Raw genomic sequence first — 20968 nt, 5'->3', positions numbered from 1 at the left:
ATCGGGGGGCGGGATCGGGTTGGGGCGAATCTGGACCGCGTTATACCCGGTCGCGGCGCGCATTGCAGCGCGATATTGCCGCTGGCCGGCCCCGCCCGGGGCCTTCAGCGCCGCGCGGCGCCGCGCAGGCGGCGCGCCTGCGGCGCCGGGATCACCGGCGCCGCCAGCCGCTCGGCCTCGACATGCGCCGCCGCGGCATCGATGGCGAGCGCGCGCCGCACCGCCGCGCCGTTGGCGGGATCCGGCGCCGCGGCGCTGAACCTTCCCGGCGTCATCGCCTGCGGCGCATCCACCAGCCGCGGCCAGTCGCCCGCCGCCGGGGGCGGATCCTCGGGCAGGTCGACGCCGCCGGGCGCCCCGTTCAGGGGCGCGCAGGCGGCAAGGGCTACGCTGCACTGCAGCAAAATTGCTGCAGTGCGACATTTCGCGCCGCCCGTTCGCCGAGACGCTTGGTGTTCCCATGGTGAATCTGCCATAATGACCGGAACAATATCGACAACCCGGCGGGGGCGCCAGCCGCAATGCGCCGCCATTCCGACGCCCTTTTTTCGACACCGAGGACCCCGAGCATGGACGACAAGGACCCCGCCAAGGCCGCCCTCGAAGGCGCCGAGGCCGCCGCCCGGACCAGCGCCGAATTCACCGCCAACATGGCCAAGGTCGTCGAGCGCAGCCAGGAAATCTGGATGCACCTGCTGCAATCGAACGCCGGGGACGACCACCCCGCCCATGGCGACCCGCTCAACACCCTGCCCGCCTTCGCCGAACTCGGCCAGGCGATGATGTCCAACCCCCAGGAGGTCGCCGACCGCACGCTGGACCTCTGGACCCGGCAGGCCGAATTGTGGCGGCGCATGACCCTGAAATGGATCGGCGGCGAGACCCCCGGGCCGCTCGCCGAACCGGCCCGCGGCGACAAGCGCTTCAAATCCGACGAGTGGTCCGACAACCAGGTCTTCGACTACATCAAGCAAAGCTACCTGCTGACCTCGCGCTACATCCAGGATGCGGCCAGCGAACTCGGCGACATGGAGCCCCGCGACCGCAAGAAGGTCGCCTTCTTCACCCGCAACTTCGTCGAGGCCATGAGCCCCACCAATTTCGCCGCCATGAACCCCGAGGTGCTGAACGCCACCTACGAGCAGAAAGGCGAAAACCTGGTGCGCGGCCTCACCATGATGGCCGAGGATCTGGAGCGCGGCAAAGGCCAGCTGCTGATCCGTCAGACCGACATGGAGGCCTTCGAGGTCGGCCGCGACATGGCCCTGACCCCGGGCAAGGTGATCCACCAGAACAACGTCATGCAGCTGATCCAGTACGCGCCGAAAACCGAAAAGGTCCACGCGACGCCGCTGCTGTTCATCCCGCCCTGGATCAACAAATACTACGTGCTCGACCTCAACCCGAAGAAATCCATGGTGCAATGGATGGTCGAACAGGGGTTCACGGTGTTCATGATCTCCTGGGTCAATCCGGACGAGAGCCAGAAGGACGAGACCTGGGAATCCTACATGGAAAAAGGCGCCATGGAGGCCATCGACATGGCGCTGAAGGAAACCGGCCAGAAACAGGTCAACCTCGCCTCCTACTGCGTCGGCGGCACCCTGACCGGCGGCATGCTCGCCTATATGGGCAAGACCGGCGACAAGCGGGTGAAATCCGCCACCTTCTTCACCGCGCAGCTGGATTTCGAGGACGCCGGCGAATTGCAGGTGTTCGTCGACGACATGACCGTGGCGGTGGTGGACGAACAGATGGACAAGGGCTATCTGCCGGCGCGCTCCATGGCCTCGGCCTTCAACATGCTGCGTTCGTCCGACCTGATCTGGAGCTACGTGATCAACAACTACTATCTGGGCAAGGATCCGTTTCCCTTCGACCTGCTGTACTGGAACGCCGACAGCACCTCGATGCCGGCCAAGGTGCATCACTTCTATCTTGACCAGTTCTACAACCGCAACGTCTTCGCCACCGGCGATCTTGCGCTGAAAGGCGTGCCGGTGACCCTGGCCGACATCAGGACCCCGGTCTATCACGTGGCCAGCCGCGAGGACCACATCGCCCCCGCCGCCTCGGTCTATGACGGCGCCCGCAAGATGACCAACGCCGAATTGCGCTTCGTGGTCGCCGGCTCCGGGCATATCGCCGGGGTGGTGAACCCGCCGGCGATGAAGAAATACCAGCACTGGATCAACGAGGACATGAGCGCCGAGACCCTCGCCGACTGGCTGGAGGGCGCGCGGGAAATCCCCGGCTCCTGGTGGCCGGACTGGGCGAAATGGCTCGCCAGGCGCTCCGGGCGCAAGGTCAAGCCGCGCGAGCCCGGCGCGGTCTGCGGCGTCATCGAGGACGCCCCGGGATCCTACGTGAAGAAGCGCTTTGACGAATGATCCCCCGGGGGCGCCCCGAATTCCGATTGATTCAGAGCCGCCGCGCCGGGCTGCGCCCGGCGCGGCGGCGGGGGCGGCGCTGCGCGCGCCCCAAACAAATGCTTTATGCATAAAATTTCAAGCTTGAAGTTATGCCCGACCCGTGGCAACCTCCGCCCATGTCCCGGAGGATCCCGCATGCGCAGACCAACCGCCCCACGCCCATGGTGACGCCGCTTTCAGGCCGGCGCGCGCTGGTGACCGGCGGCGGCTCGGGGGTCGGGGCGCGCATCGCGCTGGACCTCGCCGCCGCGGGGGCCGAGGTGGTGATCTGCGGGCGCCGCGCCGCGCCCCCCGAACCGACGCCCCCCGAACCGACGCATCCCGAACCAACGCATCCCGAACCAACGCATCCTGACGCCGCCCTCGCAAGGCTCGCCTACCGTCAATGCGACGTGACCGACGAAGCCTCGGTCTACGCCCTGTTCGACCAGCCCGCCTTTGACATCGTCATCGCCAATGCCGGCGCCGCCGAAAGCGCGCCGATCGCGAAAACTTCGCTGGATCAGTGGCGGCGGATGCTGGACGTGAACCTCACCGGCGCCTTCCTCACCTTTCGCGCCGCGCTCGACGGCTTGAAGGGGCGCGGCTGGGGGCGGCTGATCGCGGTCGCCTCCACCGCCGGGCTCAAGGGCTACGGCTATGTCGCGCCCTATTGCGCCGCCAAGCACGGCGCCGTGGGGCTGGTGCGCGCGCTGGCCCGGGAAACCGCGAAGACCGGGATCACGGTCAACGCGCTCTGCCCCGGGTTTCTCGACACGCCCATGACCGACGCCTCGGTCGCCAACATCATGCAAAAGACCGGCCGGACCGAATCGCAAGCCCGCGCCGCGCTCGCCTCCGCCAACCCCATGGGCCGCCTGATCCGCCCGGCGGAGGTCTCCGCCGCCGCGCTCTGGCTGTGCGGGCCCGGCTCCGACGCCGTCACCGGCCAGGCGATCCCCATCGCTGGCGGCGAAATCTGAGGAATCACGACGATGACCGACATGGCGGGCCTCGCCCCGAAGCATTTCCTCTGGCGCATGGAGGGCCGGGTCGCGGTGATCCGCCTCGACCGCCCCGCGCGCAAGAACCCCCTGACCTTCGACAGCTACGCCGAACTGCGCGACACGTTCCGCGCCCTCGTCTACGCCGAGGACGTGGACGCGGTGGTGTTCGCCGCCAATGGCGGCAATTTCAGCTCCGGCGGCGATGTCCACGACATCATCGGCCCGCTGGTGGCCATGGACATGAAGCAGTTGCTGAATTTCACCCGCATGACCGGCGATCTGGTGAAAGCCATGCTGCATTGCGGCAAGCCCATCGTCGCGGCGGTGGACGGGGTCTGCGTCGGGGCCGGGGCGATCATCGCCATGGCCTCGGACCTGCGCATCGGCACGCCCGAATCCCGCGTGGCGTTCCTGTTCTCGCGCGTCGGGCTGGCGGGCTGCGACATGGGCGCCTGCGCCATGCTGCCCCGCATCATCGGCCAGGGCCGCGCCGCCGAGCTGCTCTACACCGGGCGCGCCATGTCGGGCGAGGAAGCCGAACGCTGGGGCTTCTTCAACCGCCTCGCGCCGGGCGACGAGGTCGAATCCGAGGCCCTCGCGCTGGCCCGGCGCATCGCCGCCGGCCCGGTCTTCGCCAACGGAATCACCAAAACCCAGATCAACCAGGAATGGAACATGAGCCTCGATCAGGCCATTGAATCCGAGGCCCAGGCCCAGGCGATCTGCATGCAGACCCGCGATTTCGAACGCGCCTACAAGGCCTTCGTCGCCAAGCGGAAACCCGTGTTCGAGGGCGACTGAACATGGCGCCCCGCGCCCATTCCCGCGCCCATTCCCGCGCCCGTTCCCGCGCCCGTTCCCGTCCCGCCCCTGGTCCCGCGCGCGTCCCGGACCCGATCCGGGACGCCGCCCGCCCCAACGCCGCCCCAACCAGGACAGGCTGATGCCCGATCGCAGCTTCCTCGACTGGCCGTTCTTCGACCCCCGCCACCGCGCGCTGGCCGCCGAGCTTGAAACATGGTGCGCCGCCAACCTGCCCGTGGACCACGGCGACGTGGACGCCGCCTGTCGCGGCCTGGTCGCGGCGCTCGGCAAGGCCGGAGTCCTGCGTCATGCCTCGGGCGGGCGCATCGACGTGCGCACGCTTTGCCTGATCCGCGAAACCCTCGCCCGCCATGACGGCCTCGCCGATTTCGCCTTCGCCATGCAGGGGCTCGGGACCGGCGCCATCAGCCTGTTCGGCACGCCCGAACAGCGGCAATGGCTCGACCGCACGCAGGCCGGGGCCGCGATTTCCGCCTTCGCGCTCACCGAACCTGCCTCCGGCTCGGACGTGGCCCAGATCCAGACCACCGCAACCCGGGACGGCGACCACTGGCGCATCAACGGCGAAAAGACCTGGATTTCCAACGGCGGCATCGCCGATCTCTACTGCCTGTTCGCCCGCACCGGCGAGGCCCCGGGCGCGCGCGGACTCTCCGCCTTTCTGCTGCCGGGCGACGCGCCGGGACTCGAGATCGTCGAGCGGCTGGAGGCCATCGCCCCGCACCCGCTGGCGCATCTTCGCTTCAACGACATCCGCCTGCCCGCGCAGGCGCTGATCGGCGAAGCCGGCGGCGGATTCCGCATCGCCATGTCGGTGCTCGACATGTTCCGCGCCACGGTCGGCGCCGCGGCGCTCGGCTTTGCGCGCCGCGCGCTCGACGAAACCCTCGCCCGGGCCCAGTCGCGCCAGTTGTTCGGCGCGCCCCTGTCGGACTTGCAGATGGTGCAGGGCCATATCGCCGACATGGCGCTCGGGGTGGATTCCTCGGCCCTGCTGATCTACCGCGCCGCCTGGGCCAGGGACATGGGCGCCGCGCGCATCACCCGCGAGGCCGCCATGGCCAAGCTGCACGCCACCGAGACCGCCCAGAAGATCATCGACCAGGCGGTGCAGATCCATGGCGGCGACGGGGTGCGCAAGGGATCGATCGTCGAGAGCCTCTATCGCGAGATCCGCGCCCTGCGCATCTACGAGGGCGCCTCGGACGTGCAGAAGGTGATCATCGCCCGCCAGGCGCTGCAAGGAACCGCCCGGCCCACGCAAGGACCCCGGCCATGACCGATCCGCTGACCCCGCTGCACCCGAAAACCTGGAAAGCCGCGAGAGGCTACGCCAACGGCATCCTCGCCGAAGGCCGGCTGGTCTTCGTCGGCGGCCAGATCGGCTGGAACGCCGAGCAGGTCTTCGAGACCGACGATTTCGCCGACCAGACCCGCCAGGCCCTGCAAAACATCGTCGCAGTGCTGGCAGAAGCCGGCGCCGGGCCCGACCGCATCGCCCGCCTCACCTGGTTCGTCACCGACAAGCGCGAATATCTCGACCGGCTCGCCGATGTGGGGGCCGCCTATCGCGATGTCATCGGGCGCCATTACCCGGCCATGAGCCTGGTGCAGGTGAGCGCCCTGGTCGAGGACCGCGCCAAGGTGGAGATCGAGGCCACCGCGGTGCTCTGATCGCCACTTGACGCTGCGTCATCAATGGCCTGACACCGTCATCCTCACCATTTCGGAGTCTTACGCCGCACAGGGCTTCGTGAAAGACTGGGTCCACTCCCTGTCGTTGACTGGCGCTCCGGGGAGCTGGTCGACTAGGCCATCACGGTTTGAGGCTGATCGAGTTGCGTAAGTCGGCCAGACCCCGGAGCGCGCTTCCCCCACCATATGCGCCCCGGGGGCGTCGCGTGCGCGACGCTCGCGCCTCCAAATCCATCACACCGTTTTCGCGTGAAATATATCCACGCCAAAAATTTGATGTGAAAATCAATTGCAATCCGCCCGCCGCCGGCCCAGATGGACCCCAACGCGGCGCCAACGGCCTTTCCCCCCGCCGTCCCGCCTGTTATCGAACGCCAGTCGCGGAGAAACACGGATGAACATCATGGCAGAAACGGCGCCCACGGCAAGCGATGCGATCGAGCCCCCCAAGGGCGTGTTCGCCGAAACCGTGCTCAGCGTGAAGCACTACACCGACCGCCTGTTCAAGTTCCGCATCACCCGCCCGGCCAGCTTCCGCTTCCGCTCCGGCGAATTCGTGATGATCGCCATGCCCGGCGAAAAACCGGTCTGGCGCGCCTATTCCATCGCCTCGCCCGCCTGGGACGAGGAGGTCGAATTCTTCTCCATCAAGGTGCCCGACGGCCCCCTGACCTCAAAGCTGCAAAAGATCCGGCCCGGCGACAAGATCTGGATGCGCAAGAAACCCACCGGCACCCTGGTGCTCGACGCGCTGACCCCGGGCAAGCGGCTTTACATGTTCTCGACCGGCACCGGCATCGCCCCCTTCGCCTCGCTGATCCGCGACCCCGAGACCTACGAGAAATTCGATCAGGTGATCCTCACCCACACCTGCCGCGAGGTGGCCGAACTGAAATACGGCGAGGAATTGGTGGACGCCACCCGCAACGACCCGCTGGTCGGCGAACTCGCCGCCCCCAAGCTGGTGCATTTCACCTCCACCACCCGCGAGGATTTCCCCCGCATGGGCCGCATCACCGACCTGTTGACCACCGGCAGCCTGTTCAGGCAGCTCGGCGTGCCGCCCATCGACCCGAAGGTGGATCGCGGCATGATCTGCGGCTCCATGGCCATGCTGAAGGACACCAAGGCGGTGCTGGAGGATTTCGGATTGACCGAAGGCGCCAACAACAAGCCTTCGGAATACGTCGTGGAACGCGCCTTCGTCGGCTGAGACCCCGACCCGGCGCACCGATCGTCGCCTTTGCCCCCCCCTTGGCAACAAAAGGTTTTTGCGCCTGCACTCTCCTGGCGGGGGGCGAAATCCCCCGCCCGGCGCGCAAAAGGCGCTATGCTCGCAGCGATTGATTCACCACCTTCGGGGCGGCCGCCCGCGGCGCGACCGAATCGCTGACGAGGTTGCGCGACATGGACGAGCTTCAGGCACTGAAACGGTTCTCCGCCCGCATCGGGGCCGACCCGACGCTGATTCAGGGGGCCGGCGGCAATACCTCGCTGAAGACCGACGCGGCGATGTGGATCAAGGCCTCCGGCGCCTGGCTGGCCCACGCCATGACCCGCGAGGTCATGGCCCCCGTCGCCCTCGCCCCCCTGCGCGCGGCCATGGAGGCCAACGACCCCCGCGCCGAAAAGGCCCAGGATTTCGTCATCGCGGCGCTGGACCGCTCCGGCCTGCGCCCCTCGATCGAAACCACGGTGCACGCCGCCTTCGAGCAGCGCGTGGTGATCCATGTGCATTGCGTGGACACCATCGCCGCCGCGGTGCGCCGCGACCGGGATACGCTTGAGCGGCGACTGGCGGGGTTTGACTGGATCCACGTCCCCTATATCCGCCCCGGCCTGCCGCTGTCGCGCGAAATCGCCGCCCGGCTCACGCCGGGCATCGACGTGGCGGTGCTCGGCAATCACGGGCTGGTGGTGGCCGCCGACAGCGTCGCGGGCGCGCAAGCCCTGCTGACGCGGGTGCGCGAGGCGCTCGCCGTTCCCCCCCGCGCCCCCGGCCCGACCGCCCCCGACGCGACGCTGGCGCGGCTGGCGGCGGGGGCCCCCTACCGGGCGCCGCGCCACGCCCGCGCCCATGCCGTGGCCTGCGATCCGGTCTCGCTCGCCATCGCCGCGCAGGGCGCGCTGTATCCCGACCACGTGATCTTCCTCGGAACGGGTTGCGTGATTGCCGAGCGACATCAGGACGCAAAGGGCGTGCTGATGCGCGAGCAGGCCGCCGGGCGCCCGGTTCCGACGTCGATCCTTTTCCCCGGACAGGGGGTGCTGATGCACGAAACCGCCAGCGACGGGGCCGAGGAACTGGCCCGCTGCCTTGCCGATGTCGCCGCCCGCATCCCCGCAGAGGCGCGCCTGCGCCCCCTGACCCCGGACGAAACCCACGCCCTGCTCGACTGGGACGCGGAAAAATACCGCCAGTCGCTGGAGACCGCCCCGGCGGAGTCCGGCGCGTGAACGCCCCCGGCGCTCCGGCCGCCCCCGACGGCGCGCTCTGGCTCGGCATCGACTGCGGCACCTCCGGGGTGCGCGCCGTGGCCGTGGACGCGACCCGGACCGCGGTCGGCGAAGCCGCCGCCGCCATGGCCGATTTCGGCGACGCCCCGCGCGCCCCGGCGACCTGGGCCGCGGCCATGACGGCGGCCCTGGCCCGGCTCGCCGAAACCGCCGATCTGGGGCGGGTGCGGGCGCTGTCGGTGGACGGCACTTCGGGCAGCATGGCCCCGATCGACGCCGCTGGGGCGCCGCTCGCCGACGGGCTGATGTATGATCACGCGATCGCCGATCCGGCGATCCTGGACCCCATTGCCGCCGCCGCCCCGCGCGCCAGCGCCGTGCATGGCGCGACGTCCGGGCTGGCCCGTTTCGTGGCGCTCCAGACCACCCCCGGCGTCGCGCGCATCGCCCATCAGGCGGGCTGGCTGGCGGCGCAGTTCTCCGGGCGCTTCGACCTTTCCGATTCCAGCAACGCCCTGAAAACCGGCTTCGACCCGGTGACCGGGCGCTGGCCGGACTGGATGGCGGCGGCCGGCGCGCGCATCGAGCTGCTGCCCGAGGCGCTGCCCCCCGGGGCCCCCGCCGGGCGCGTCACCGCCGCGGCCGCGCGCCGCTTCGGCCTGCCCGCGGGCGCGCAGGTGGTCGCCGGGATGAGCGACGGCTGCGCGTCGTTTCTCGCCACCGGCGCGGCGCAACCGGGCGACGGGGTGACGGCGCTCGGCTCCACCATGACCGTGAAGCTGCTCTGCGACGCGCCGATCTTCGCGCCGCAATTCGGCATCTATTCCCACCGGATCGGCGATCGCTGGCTGGCGGGGGGGGCCTCCAACACCGGCGGCGCGGTGCTGGCGCGGTTCTTCAGCGCCGATCGCATCGCCGAATTGTCGCGCCGCATCGACCCCGAAGCCGCCACCGGGCTCGACTATTACCCGCTGAACCGGCCCGGCGAACGCTTTCCCCACAGCGACCCGGATTTCGCGCCGCGCCTGACGCCGCGCCCCGCCGATGACGCCGCTTTCCTGCACGGGCTGCTCGAAGGCGTCGCCAATGTCGAGCGCCTCGCCTATCAGCGCCTCGCCGAACTCGGCGCGCCGCCGCTGCGCAGCATCCGCACCGTCGGCGGCGGCGCGCGCAACCCGGTCTGGACCGCGATGCGCGAAGGAAAGCTCGGGGTGAAGGCGGCGAAAACCCTGTCCGGCGACGCGGCCTACGGCATGGCCCTGCTGGCGCTCGACCACGCCGGCCCGGCCTGACCGCCGCGCCGCACGACCCGACCCCGGAAAGACATCAGATCCGCCGGCCGCTCGCCGGATCGAACAGGTGGATCTTGTCCCGGGGCACGTGCAGGCGGATGGTCTCGCCGGCCGCGATCCGCGCGTCGCGCGGCGCGGTGGCGATGAATTCGGCGATCCCGACTTTCAGATACAGGTTCTGATCGGGGCCGGTCTTTTCGGCGAGGATCACCTCGCCGGTGATCTCCCCCTGCGGGTCCAGCGTCAGATCCGAGGGCCGCAGCCCGCAAGTCACCTTCTGCCCGACCTGCGCGGCGGTCCCCTCGGGCAGCGTCAGGCGCACGCCCTCGCCGCTCACCACCGGCGCGCCGTTTTCGGCGGAAATCGCCGCGTCGATGAAATTCATCGACGGCGAGCCGATGAAGTCGGCGGCGTAGCGGCTCACCGGCCGGTCGAACAATTCGTCGGGGGCGCCCACCTGCTCGATGTCGCCGTCCTTCATCAGCACGATGCGGTCGGCCATGGTCATGGCCTCGATCTGGTCATGGGTCACATAGATCGTCGTGGCCTCCAGCCGGGCGTGCAGCTGGCGGATCTCCACTCGCATCCGGGCGCGCAGCTTGGCGTCCAGGTTGGACAGCGGTTCGTCGAACAGGAACACCTTGGGGTTGCGCACCATGGCCCGGCCCATGGCCACGCGCTGACGCTGGCCGCCGGACAATTCCTTGGGGTAGCGGTCGAGATACGGGGTCAGATGCAGCAGCTCCGCCGCCGCCTCCACCTTGCGCCGGATCTCGTCCCTGGGCAGCTTCTTGATTTCCAGCGAAAACGCGATGTTCCCGAACACCTTCATGGTCGGGTAGAGCGCGTAGTTCTGGAACACCATGGCGATGTCGCGATCGCGCGGATGCACGTCGTTCATCCGCGCGCCGTCCATCAGCAGATCGCCCCCGGTGATGGTCTCCAGCCCGGCGGTCATGCGCAACAGCGTGGTCTTGCCGCAGCCCGAGGGCCCGAGCAGCACGGTGAATTCCTTGTCCGCGATCGACAGCGACACGTCGTGCAGCACCTCGACGGCGCCGTAGGTCTTGCGGATGTTGCGATATTCGACAGTTGCCATTCTCGTCCCAGTCGGTTCGGCGCCGGCGCGCGGCGGCCGGTCAATGCGGTGCTGCGGGCCTGACGGCCCAACCGGGGCCGACGCCCCGGCGGCGAAGGGAGACGCCGCCGGGACCCCGGTCGCCGCATGGCCGGCGACGATCTCGCCCATCCCCGGCCATGCTTTGATCCAACCGGCGGTTCAGCCGGCGACGATCTTGTCGGCGGCCTGGGCGATATCGTCCATGGCCTCCTTCGCCGAGCTGTATTCGCCGGCGAAATACTTGCCCAGACGCACCGGGATGGTGTCGTTGGACAGCTCCGCCCACTGGGGCAGATCCGGTTCGGACCCCATGTCCATGGCGATGGTGTCGCGCACCACGTCGAGATGGCGGGTGGTGCCCGGCCCGACGCGCCGATTGGCGATGATGCGCGGGTCGTCATAGACGCTGGCCCGCGTCGGCCCGGTGCCCCCGCCAAGCGCGGTGATCAGCACCTGGGTGTCAAACGAGGTCGCCCACTGCATGAAGATCCACGCCGCGTCCGGGTTCTTGGAATTATGCGACACCGCCAGCGAGGATCCGCCCTGATGGCCGACGCCGGGGATTTCGCCGAAACCGGTCTCGTCGACCGTGCGCAGCGGGTTCTTGGGCGGCGGGCAGCGCACCGCTTCCATCAGGCCCGAGACCTTGGTGGCGCTGGGATCGTCGAAATAGGGGAAGAACTCGCCCCATGACATCATCGACGCGGCGACGCCCTGCGCCACGGACTGCCCCTGCCCGTCCCAGGTCCAGCCGGTGACGCCCGGCGGCATGGTTTCCTTGAGCTTGTCCCAGTAGGCGATCGCCTCCAGCCCGCGCCCGTCATGGCCCGAGAACTTGCCGTTGGAATCGAAGATCGAACCGCCATGCGCCCAGAGCCACGCGGTCCAGTCGCATTCCAGCGAATAGTGGCCGGACTTCATCTGCCCGGTGGCGCCGTACATCTTCGGCCCGTATTCCTTGGTGATGGCCTGCGCCTGCATCAGGTATTCGTCGAGGCTGACCGGCGCCTTGAAGCCCATGTTCTCGTAGATGTCCTTGCGGTACATCATGATGAAGATCGGGATGTCGTAGGGGACGCCGACCCAGCGGTCCTCGTAGAGCGCGATTCCGTCGACCAGAGCCGGCAGGAAATCGTCGAGATTGTAGCCCGGCATCGCCAGGTCGGGCTTGTCGGCGGTCTGTTCGCGCGGGTCGAACACGTCGCGGCTGACCGAGGCGGCCCAGCTCTGGTCGATGTAGTAGAGATCATAGGTGCCGAGCTGGGACGCGATGTCCAGCGTCATCTTCTGCAGCACCTGCTCCAGCGGCAGCACCTCGATCTCCACCCTCATGCCGGAGGCTTCCTCGAAGTATTTCTTCAACTGGCTGTTGAGCGCGTTCGACGGCGGCGTCGATTCCGTCGCCAGCTTCAGCGTCGTGCCGGCGAAGGGTTTGGAGACCTCCTTCACCCAGGCGAGGTTCTCATCCGAGGGCCGCAGTTCGGCGGCCTCGGCGGAGGGGAAGAAATGCCCGCCGAACGGGCGCGACATGCCCAACCCGAAGGCGCCGAGCCCCAGCCCCAGCTTGGCGGCGGATCGCATGAAATCGCGCCGGTTGATCTTGCGTTTCACGTAGCTGTCGGTCAGTCTCGCCAGATATTGCTTTCGGTCTTGGTCTCGCATCGGCGTATCCTCCCTGATGCAGTGGTGAAGCCTGGCGCTCTATTGCTTGAGCGATCCGAGCGTAAGCCCGCGGACCAGCTGTTTCTGGACCAGCAGGATGAAAATGAAAGCCGGGACCATGGCCACGGCGCCAAGCGCCGCCATGTTGCCCCATGCGGTGCCCGTCGAGGTGACGAAGCTGGACGACACCACCGGCACGGTCTTGATGCTGGTCTGCGTCAGCGTCAGCGAAAACAGGAACTCCGTCCAGCTGAAGATGAAGCACAGCACCGCGGTGGCGGCGATCCCGCCCTTGGCCATGGGCAGCACCACGCGGCGAAAGATCAGCCAGCGCGAGGCGCCGTCGATGATGGCGCTTTCGTCGATTTCCTGAGGAATGTCGTCGAAGAAGCTTTTCAGCAGCAGCACCGCCAGCGGCAGGTTCATCAGCGCGTGCGCCAGCACCATGCCCAGATAGGTGTCCAGCAGCCCGAAATCCTTGTAGATGAAGAACATGGGTATCGCCACGGCCACCGGGGGCATCATCCTTGTGGACAGCACCCAGTTGACGAAATGGTGGCGGCCGCGAAACTGCATCCGCGACAGCGCATAGGCCGCCAGGGTCGAGATCGACACCGCCAGGATGGTCGAGAACACCGCGATGACGATCGAATCCCACAGCCGCGGGGCCATGTAGAAATTGCCGCCGCCGGGCAGGACCTCCTGCTGGGAAATGAAGCCCAGCGAGATCCCGAACACCTGCTCGAAATTCTTCACCGTGGGCGAGAAGGTCCAGACATTGGGGATGGTGTCGAAGATTTCGCGGGCGTCCTTGAAGGCCACCGTCACCCAGTAATACAGCGGAAAGGCGAACAGCAGCACCGCCGCCCAGGCGAACAGGGCGCGCAGCAGCCGCGATGTGTTGGAGCGGACCATCACCACCTCACTTTCATGCGCCAGATGAACAGGTTGGCGATCAGCACGATCAGCGCCAGCGTGACCAGCGAGATGGTGGCCCCGTAGCCCCATTTGATGAAGCTGAAGGTCTGCTGCCAGGCGTAGAGGCTGACCGTGTAGGTCGAAGTGCCCGGCCCGCCCGAGGTCATCACGAACACGTAGTCGAACATGCGCAGCAGATCGATGCCCCTGAGCAGCACCGCCACCGCGATCACGCGCGACAGCAGCGGCAGGGTGATGCGCCGGAACACCTGCGCCGCCGAGGCCCCGTCCAGCATCGCCGCCTCGTAGGGCTCGGCGGGCAGCGACCTGAGCCCGGCGAGGAAGATCAGCACCATGAACGGCGTCCACTGCCAGACATCGGCCAGCATCACCCCCGCCAGCGCCGTCGAGGGCGTGGCCAGGATCGGCGTCGACGGATCCAGCGCGCCGACCAGCGTCAGCACGTAGGACAGCACCCCGAAGCTGGGATCCTCCATCAGCAGGAACATCATGCCGGTGATCGCCGGGGGCACCACCAGCGTCAGGGTCAGCACCGCGCGCAGCAGCCCGAAGCCCGGATCGTCATTGTCCAGCAGCAGCGCCAGCGCCATGCCCAGCGCCAGTTCGATGGCCAGCGCCACGGCGAAGAACACGAAGGTGACGATCAGCGATTCCCAGAACCGGTCGTCGCTCATCAGCTTGGACCAGTTGTCCCAGCCCACATAGACCAGCTTGCGCTTGAACGGCGCGTATTCGTGGAAGCTGAGCCAGATATTGTAGAACAGCGGATAGATCGCGAACACGCCGAGCATGACGATGAGCGGCGTCAGCCACGGCAACGGGTGGTCTGACGAGACCAGCCTGCGCAGCCTGCCCATTGATCCGCTCATCTTCGCGTTCTCCCTGTCTGGCGCCCGCTGATCCGGGTCTGGTCGTTGCGGCCGGTCTTCGGCCTTGCATTCGCGCCGCCGGTCGCGACCGGCGGCAAGGCGTTCATCGGGGCGGCCGACGGGCCGCCGTCACCCATTTGCCGCGCTCAAGGATGACCCGCGGCTGAACGGCGCCCCCTCGCCCCCCTCGGCGCGGTCCCTTGGGCGCGAGCCTTCAGGTCGCGCGCCGCCTCGCCGCCGGTTTGCGCACGGTCTTGCGCGCGGTCTTTGGGGGCGCGCGGCGGGCGGGCTTGGCCGGCGCCTCGTCATCCTCGGTCTGCAGTCCGTAGCCGGCGAAACCGGCGATGGTGTCGTCGATGGCGGCGTCGCTCAACACCACCGGTCCGCCAATCTGCAGGGTGTGGAAATACTGCTGGGCGATGGTTTCCAGCTCCACCGCGCGCCACATGGTCTTGGCGAGGTTTTCGCCGATGGCGATCATGCCGTGATTGGCCAGCAGGCAGGCGGAGCGATCGCGCATCGCCTCCAGCGCCAGGTCCGACAGATCGGCGGTGCCGAAGGTGGCGTAGCCGGCGCAGCGCACGTTGTTGCCGCCAAAGGCGGCGATCATGTAGTGGCAGGCCGGGATCTCCTTGCGGGCCATCGCCAGCGTCGTGCAATAGGTGGAATGGGCGTGGATGACGGCGTTGCTGTCCGGGCGTTCCTGCAGCAGCCGCAGATGAAAGCGCCATTCGGTCGAGGGCTTCAGCGGCCCTTCCCACGACCCGTCCGCCGCCACCGAGGCGATCATCTCGGCCGTCATGTCGTCATAGGGCGTGGCCGAGGGCGAAATCAGCATCCGGTCGCCGAATCGCGCCGATATATTGCCCGAAGTGCCCTGATTGAGCCCGTTGGCGTTCATCTCCCGGCAGCGATCGGCGATTTCCTGCCTGAGCGCGAGTTCCGCTTTGGTCATGTGCTTTCCAGTCCTGCTGTGACATGTCGGGCGCCGCCGCGTCGGGCGGCCAGGATGATCTCGGCGATCTCGACGAACCCGGCGCCGCCGCGCGCCTCGGCGATCCAGGCGGGGAGGGCTTCCATGCGCCCGGCGAAATCGCGCACATTGGCGACCCCGCAGGCGTTGGAGAAATGCGCGAACATGGGCGCGTCGTTGGGGCTGTCGCCGCAAAAGACGAAGGCGGCCTCGTCGGCCTGCATGTCCAGCCCCAGCGCCTCGGCGGCGAATCGGCGCGACATCGTCAGCTTGTCATGATCCCCGAACCAGCCGTTGACGTGGATCGAGGAGATTTTCGCCACCGCGCCGGCGTCCTCGAAGATCGCCACGATGCGATCGACGGAGGCGGGCGGCAGCGGCTCCACGTCCTCGCAGAAATCTATCGCGAGGTCGATTTCCCGGCAGAACTGGTCCGAGGCCACCGCCGCGCCCGGAACCTCCGCCAGCACCCGGGCGCGGATCGCCCGCAGGCGATCGCGATTGGCCGCGCGGGTGGCGGCGTCCTGCGCATGGACCCGCGTCATGCGCCGCGCGCCCGGATCATAGGCGAAGTAGAAGGCGCCGTTTTCGCCGACCACGCCGGCCACCGGCCATTGCCGGGCGATCATGTCGCACCAGCCCGCCGGGCGCCCGGTGATCGGGGCCACCTTGATCCCGGCGTCATGCAGGGATTCCAGCGCGGCGTAGGCGGCGGCGGGCAGGCGCCCGTCGCTGGTCAGCGTGTCGTCGATGTCGGTGAGCACGCAGCGGATGCCGGCGGCGGTCGCGGGGGGCATGTCGCGGATGGGGCGCATGGCTCTCAGCCCTCCGCCGCGGCGAAATCGTCGAGCAGCCCTGAATCGCAGGCCAGATCGGCGAAGGAGAACCGGTTGCGCATCTCGTGACCGTGGCGCACCGCCTCGCGATAGACCTCCGCCGGCAGACCCAGTTCGGCGGCGCTGACCGGGCCGCCGGCGGCGGCGAGCATGTCGCGCATGTCCTCGACCGGCAGCGCGAAGCGCAGGCATTCGGCGCGCAGCGCCGGCCAGATGTCGCGCAGCTTCCGGTTCATCCGCGCCGCGCCCGCCGCGTCCAGCGCCTTCTTGCGGTATTCGGCGATGCAAAGCGCCGCGATCTCCGGCCCCATGCGCCGCGTCATGTCGGCCTCGTCGATGCGGGTCGCGCGCAGTTCGGGCGGCGCGTCCCGCGCCAGCATCCGGCGCTGGAGCCGCGCCATGGTCAGCGTCGCCACCCCCACCTGCTGGCCGTGCAGCGTGCCGGGATGGCGCGCGCCCGCAAAGCAGTCGACGTAATGCGAGATCTGGTGCTCGCCCATGGAGCCGTGATTGGACACGCCGGTGAAGGCCACCCCCAGCCCCGACAGGATCAGCGACCGGTTGAGATAGCCGATCGCCTCGTGATCGCCGCGCGCGATGGCGGCGGCGCGGCGGTTGGTCTCGATTTCGTCGGCGTCGGCGATCAGGTAGGGCGCCCCGGTGTAAAACGAGCCCAGCAGCCGATGCGACATCCACCAGTCGATCTGCGCCACCGACCGGCACAGGTTGTCGCCGAACCCCGCCGCCGCCAGCCGCGCGGGCGCGGCGGCGCTGACGTTCAGGTCCAGGAACACCCCGGCGGCGGCATGGGCGGGCAACGAGATCTTCAGCCCGCTTTCCAGGGTCATCGAGGCGGTGGTCGAGGTGTAGCCGTCCATGGACGCCGCGGTGCCGAACACGCAGTAGCGCCGCCCGTCCCCGGCGGTCACGTATTTGCACAGGTCGTTGACGGTGCCCGACCCCACGGCGACGATCGCGTCGGCGCCGCGCAGGCGGGTCTTCAGGGCCTCGGCCTCGGCGATCGTGGCGTGCGGGCGATCGAGAATGATCTCGCTGACGCCGGCCGGCTTGCCGCCGAGATTGCGCGCCACCCGGGCGCCGAGCGCGTCCCAGGTGTCGCGATCGGCGACGATGGTCACCGCGCCGTCCAGCCCCAGGCCCCGGATCAGCGCCGGTTCGCGCCCGTCCAGATCGTCGGCGATGACGATGGCCTCGTTGGGCGCGGGCGGGGCTTTTTCGCCGGTCTCGGGGTTCACCCATTCGCCGCGGCGGATTTCGTCGATGCCCGCGGTCCAGCCGCCGGCGGGCGCGCCCGAGGCGCGGGCGCGGGCGGTCGGCGGATCGGGCGCGGCGTCGGTCTGGGTCATGCGGTCTGGGTCATGCGGTCTGGGTCATGCGGTCTGGGTCACGCGGTCTGGGTCATGCGGTTTGGGTCATGCGGTTGCTGCCTGCTGGATACATGTGATAGCAGGTGCTGTCATATGTCAACACTAATGACACCCGACCTTGACATTTGACACGCTGCGGGCCGAAATAGGCCATGACCTCGACCCCGCCCCCTTCCGGCCGCGCCGCGGGCCGCGCCGCCGCGACGCCGCCGGCGGAATTCGGCGACGACGCCGTGGCCTGGGCCATGTGGCTGTATTACGCCGAGGGCCGCACCCAGAACGAGGTCGCCCAGACGCTGCACGTGTCGCGCGCCTCGGTGGCCAATTACCTGGCCGAGGCGCGGCGGCGGGGGCTGGTGTCGATCAATGTCGATCCCGGCATGCTCGCCCGCGTCGATCTGGGGCGCGCGCTGGCCGCCGCCTACCGGCTGACGGGGGCGCATGTGATCCCCGCGACCCTGCCCGAGGCGGACCCTGAGTCCCACCCGGCTTCCGGCCCCGATTCCGGCCCCGATTCCGGCCCCGAAACGCCCGCCGCCGCCGATCTGCGCCGTCGGCTCGGCATCGCCGGGGCGCATGTGCTGCGCCCGCGGCTGCGCCGCGACAGCGTGCTCGGCGTCGCCTGGGGGCGCACCATGCTGGCGCTGGCCGAGGCCCTGCCCGAGACCCGCAATCCGCGGATGCGGGTGGTGCAGGTGTCCGGCAGCTCGCTTGGCGGACGCGCGCAATCGCCGGAATTCTGCACCGCGCTGATCGCCACGCGGCTGGGCGCCCGCTGCGAGAATTTCCATGCCCCGGCCATCGTGTCCTCGCCGCGCCTGCGCGACGCGCTGCTGGCCGAGCCCGGGATCGCGCGGCAGCTGGCGCGCATCCGCGCCTGCGACGTGATCCTGTTCGGGGCCGGGGAACTGGATCGCTCGGTGGAGTTCTCGGACCGCGATTTCCTGACCGAGGAGACCGTCGCCCGCTATCTCGACGCGCAGGCCGCCGGGGTGATGATCGGGCGCTTCGTCGACGCAGGCGGGCGCGAGGTCGAGGGCCCGCTTTCCGGCCGCCAGATCGGCATCGAGCTTGGCGACGTGCTGGCGGCGCCGGAACGCATCTGCGTGGCGGGCGGGCCGCGCAAGCTGAACGCGCTGTCGGCGATCCTGTCCGGCGGCTACGCCACCCATCTGGTGACCGATGCGGACACCGCGCGCGACCTGCTGGCGCGCCGGGCCGCGAATTCCGATACGGGGACGCGATGAACAAGGATCTGGTCATCGGGCTGGACAGTTCCACCCAATCCGCGAAAGCCATCGCCTGGAGCCGCGCCGGCGAGCCGGTGGCCGAGGGCCGCGCCGCCATCGACATGGCCGCGCCCCGCCCCGGCTGGGTCGAACAGGACCCCGCCGACTGGCGCGCCGCCGCCGCCGCGGCGCTGCAGGCGGTCTGCGCCGGGATCGACCCGGCGCGCGTCGCCGGACTGGCGATCTCCAACCAGCGCGAAACCGTGGCCTTCATCGATGAAAACGGCGCCGCGACCCGGCCCGCCATCGTCTGGCTCGACGAACGGGCGCTAGACGAATTGCCGATCATCGACCGGGAATTCGGCGGCGATCGGCTGCACGCGATCACCGGCAAGCCGCTCGACATCACGCCCGTCCTGCACCGGCTGAGCTGGATGAAGCGCCATGAGCCGGACGCGCTGGCGCGAACCGCGAAAATCCTCGACGTGCACGGATTTCTCACCGGGTTTCTCACCGGCAGGGCGGTGGCGAGCTGGACCAGCGCCGACCCGTTCGGCACGTTCGACATCGCCGCCAGACAGTGGTCGCAGCCGGTGCTGGCGCATCTGGGGCTGGGCGGCGAACGCTTCGCCGATCTCGCCCGCCCGGGGGCGCCGGTCGGGACCGTCACCGCGGCGGCGGCGCGCGAAACCGGGCTCGCCCCCGGCACGCCGGTATTCGCGGCGGGCGGCGACGGGCAATGCGCCGGGCTCGGGGTCAACGCGGTGCGTCCGGGGGTGATCTACCTGAATCTGGGCACCGCGATGATCACCGGCGCCTGGTCGCCGCGCCCCGAGATCAGCCGCCATTGGCGCACCATGACCTCGCCCACCGGCGAGGGGTTCTTTCTGGAGGGCTGCCAGCGCGCCGGGGCGTTCTTCGTCGACTGGCTGATCGACGCCTTCGCCGGCGGGCGGGAAGATCCCGGCGTGTATGACCGGCTGGAATCGCTGGCCGAAAAGATCCCGCTGGGGGCCGAAGGCGTCGCCGTCTCGCCCTATCTCACGGGCTGCATGGATCCCCATTGGGACCCGCGGGCGCGGGCGGCGATCACCGGGCTGGCGCCGGGGCACGGCATCGGCCATGTCTACCGCGCGGCGCTGGAGGCGCTGACCCTGGAAAGCGCGCGCTGCATCGCCGCCATGCGCGACAACGGGCTGCGGCCCGAACGCATCCTCGCCGTGGGCGGCGGCGCCAACAGCCGCATCTGGACCCGGATGCTGGCCGACGCCACCGGCCTGCCCCTGACGCGCAGTTTCTCGCTGGAGGCCTCGGCGCTGGGCGCGGGCATGTCGGCGGCGGTGGGCGCCGGCTGGTTCGACAGCTTTGACGCGGCGGCCGGGGCCATGAGCAACGATGGCGACACCGTGGCGCCGGACCCCGCGACGGCCGCGGACTGGGCGGCGGTCTCGGCGCGTCAGGCGCAGGTGTATCGGGCCCCCTAGCGGTTTTGCCGGCCCGGGACGTCATGCGCCGCGATGCGGCGATTTCCGTCGCGCAATCGCCGCGACAAGGCGCTAACCTGCCCCCGTCCCCCCGCCGCGCGATTCCGCGCCGCGCACGGGGCCTCAGTCGCTGCAGGGAGGTCGCGTCATGCCCATTCGCCCCCGATTTCCGGCCCTTCGCATCGGTTTTCTGGCGCTGCTTCTGGCCGGACCGGGCGCGGTCGCGGTCGCGCAGACAACCGAAAATCAGACGGCGGCAAATCAGTCGGCGGCAAATCAGTCGGCGGAACGATCGCCCGCGCCCGAACGGCGGGTCGTGGTCGAGCGCGATCTGGATTTTTACGGCGGCGACATGGATGAACTGCGCGACGTCAGCCAGCAGGATTGCGTCGCCGCCTGCCTCGGGCGCGCCGAATGCGCGGCGCTCACCTACAATCCCAAGGCCCGCGCCTGTTTCCTGAAAACCGGCGTTGACGAGATCCGCCCCTATGCGGGCGCGGTGTCGGCGCGCATCGTCGCCACCCCCGCGCCGGCGCTGCGCCGCGCCGAAACCCGGGCCAAGGACCTGGATTTCCTGCCCGGCGGCTATCTGGCCGCGGCGCGCGAGGACGCCGCCACCCTTGGCGCGCGGGCGCTTGCCGGCGGGTTGAGCCTTGAACAACTGCAAGAGCTTGGGCGCACCGCCCTGCGCTCGGGCGCGCTCGCCGCGGCGCGCGATGCCTTTGGCGCGCTGGCCGCGCGGCGCGACGCGGCGCGGGACTGGGCGGCGCTGGCGGACGCC

The 20968-nt window shown here is 69.3% G+C and carries 19 protein-coding genes; 11 read left to right on the top strand and 8 right to left on the bottom strand.

Annotation, left to right across the window (positions count from 1 at the left end):
* Window positions 1-104: 104 nt before the first annotated feature.
* The gene (locus tag AC1HC7_RS10125; protein WP_479497157.1) at window positions 105-404 is read right to left on the bottom strand and encodes a hypothetical protein; all 300 of its coding nucleotides are present in this window, start codon (window positions 402-404) and stop codon (window positions 105-107) included.
* A 165-nt stretch (window positions 405-569) separates the two neighbouring features.
* Here AC1HC7_RS10125 and AC1HC7_RS10120 point away from each other — a divergent pair, with 165 nt between their 5' ends.
* The 8 genes from AC1HC7_RS10120 (at window position 570) to AC1HC7_RS10085 (ending at window position 9687) form a co-directional block, all read left to right on the top strand.
* Window positions 570-2390, top strand: coding sequence for a PHA/PHB synthase family protein (locus AC1HC7_RS10120; protein WP_479497156.1), 1821 nt, complete (start codon window positions 570-572; stop codon window positions 2388-2390).
* A gap of 158 nt (window positions 2391-2548) precedes the next feature.
* Window positions 2549-3394 carry an SDR family NAD(P)-dependent oxidoreductase gene (locus AC1HC7_RS10115; RefSeq protein WP_479497155.1) on the top strand — a complete coding sequence of 282 codons (846 nt, stop codon included), beginning with the start codon at window positions 2549-2551 and terminating at the stop codon, window positions 3392-3394.
* A gap of 12 nt (window positions 3395-3406) precedes the next feature.
* Window positions 3407-4219 (top strand): enoyl-CoA hydratase family protein, encoded by an 813-nt coding sequence (locus AC1HC7_RS10110; protein WP_479497154.1) that lies wholly within the window; start codon window positions 3407-3409, stop codon window positions 4217-4219.
* Window positions 4220-4361: 142 nt separating this feature from the next.
* Window positions 4362-5522 carry an acyl-CoA dehydrogenase family protein gene (locus tag AC1HC7_RS10105; RefSeq protein ID WP_479497153.1) on the top strand — a complete coding sequence of 387 codons (1161 nt, stop codon included), beginning with the start codon at window positions 4362-4364 and terminating at the stop codon, window positions 5520-5522.
* On the top strand, window positions 5519-5917 hold the full coding sequence (locus AC1HC7_RS10100; protein WP_479497152.1) for a RidA family protein: 399 nt from the start codon (window positions 5519-5521) through the stop codon (window positions 5915-5917). Before AC1HC7_RS10105 ends, AC1HC7_RS10100 begins: the two co-directional genes overlap by 4 nt.
* Window positions 5918-6332: 415 nt before the next feature.
* On the top strand, window positions 6333-7151 hold the full coding sequence (locus tag AC1HC7_RS10095; RefSeq protein WP_479497151.1) for a ferredoxin--NADP reductase: 819 nt from the start codon (window positions 6333-6335) through the stop codon (window positions 7149-7151).
* A 194-nt stretch (window positions 7152-7345) separates the two neighbouring features.
* Window positions 7346-8395, top strand: a complete 1050-nt coding sequence (locus AC1HC7_RS10090) for a class II aldolase/adducin family protein (protein WP_479498985.1) — start codon at window positions 7346-7348, stop codon at window positions 8393-8395.
* Window positions 8392-9687 (top strand): FGGY-family carbohydrate kinase, encoded by a 1296-nt coding sequence (locus AC1HC7_RS10085; protein WP_479498984.1) that lies wholly within the window; start codon window positions 8392-8394, stop codon window positions 9685-9687. The genes AC1HC7_RS10090 and AC1HC7_RS10085 overlap by 4 nt, the downstream gene beginning before the upstream one ends.
* 34 nt (window positions 9688-9721) lie before the next feature.
* On the opposite strand, the gene AC1HC7_RS10080 is transcribed toward AC1HC7_RS10085, so the two are convergent.
* The 7 genes from AC1HC7_RS10080 to AC1HC7_RS10050 all read right to left on the bottom strand — a co-directional run bounded on the left by AC1HC7_RS10080 (window position 9722) and on the right by AC1HC7_RS10050 (window position 17453).
* Window positions 9722-10786 (bottom strand): ABC transporter ATP-binding protein, encoded by a 1065-nt coding sequence (locus tag AC1HC7_RS10080; protein WP_479497148.1) that lies wholly within the window; start codon window positions 10784-10786, stop codon window positions 9722-9724.
* Between the two features lie 180 nt (window positions 10787-10966).
* Window positions 10967-12469, bottom strand: coding sequence for an ABC transporter substrate-binding protein (locus tag AC1HC7_RS10075; RefSeq protein ID WP_479497147.1), 1503 nt, complete (start codon window positions 12467-12469; stop codon window positions 10967-10969).
* Between the two features lie 39 nt (window positions 12470-12508).
* On the bottom strand, window positions 12509-13384 hold the full coding sequence (locus AC1HC7_RS10070) for a carbohydrate ABC transporter permease (RefSeq protein ID WP_479497146.1): 876 nt from the start codon (window positions 13382-13384) through the stop codon (window positions 12509-12511).
* Window positions 13384-14277 (bottom strand): carbohydrate ABC transporter permease, encoded by an 894-nt coding sequence (locus AC1HC7_RS10065; RefSeq protein ID WP_479497145.1) that lies wholly within the window; start codon window positions 14275-14277, stop codon window positions 13384-13386. The genes AC1HC7_RS10070 and AC1HC7_RS10065 overlap by 1 nt, the downstream gene beginning before the upstream one ends.
* 214 nt (window positions 14278-14491) lie before the next feature.
* Complete coding sequence (locus AC1HC7_RS10060; RefSeq protein WP_479497144.1) at window positions 14492-15232, bottom strand: class II aldolase/adducin family protein; 741 nt, start codon at window positions 15230-15232, stop codon at window positions 14492-14494.
* On the bottom strand, window positions 15229-16065 hold the full coding sequence (locus AC1HC7_RS10055) for an HAD-IIB family hydrolase (RefSeq protein WP_479497143.1): 837 nt from the start codon (window positions 16063-16065) through the stop codon (window positions 15229-15231). Before AC1HC7_RS10055 ends, AC1HC7_RS10060 begins: the two co-directional genes overlap by 4 nt.
* Window positions 16066-16070: 5 nt before the next feature.
* Window positions 16071-17453 (bottom strand): iron-containing alcohol dehydrogenase, encoded by a 1383-nt coding sequence (locus tag AC1HC7_RS10050; RefSeq protein WP_479497142.1) that lies wholly within the window; start codon window positions 17451-17453, stop codon window positions 16071-16073.
* 173 nt (window positions 17454-17626) lie between these two features.
* On the opposite strand from AC1HC7_RS10050, the gene AC1HC7_RS10045 reads away from it, so the two are divergent.
* The 3 genes from AC1HC7_RS10045 to AC1HC7_RS10035 form a co-directional block, all read left to right on the top strand.
* Complete coding sequence (locus AC1HC7_RS10045) at window positions 17627-18721, top strand: sugar-binding transcriptional regulator (protein ID WP_479498983.1); 1095 nt, start codon at window positions 17627-17629, stop codon at window positions 18719-18721.
* Window positions 18718-20187: a xylulokinase gene (locus AC1HC7_RS10040; protein WP_479497140.1), complete on the top strand. Its 1470-nt coding sequence runs from the start codon at window positions 18718-18720 to the stop codon at window positions 20185-20187. Before AC1HC7_RS10045 ends, AC1HC7_RS10040 begins: the two co-directional genes overlap by 4 nt.
* Window positions 20188-20503: 316 nt before the next feature.
* Window positions 20504-20968: PAN/Apple domain-containing protein (locus AC1HC7_RS10035; protein WP_479498982.1), on the top strand; the 465-nt coding region annotated here is incomplete at its 3' end.

It is taken from the genome of Oceanicella sp. (genome assembly GCF_056449545.1).
The sequence above is the reverse complement of the archived record's forward strand: the minus strand, read 5'-3'. Positions and strand labels throughout refer to the sequence as shown.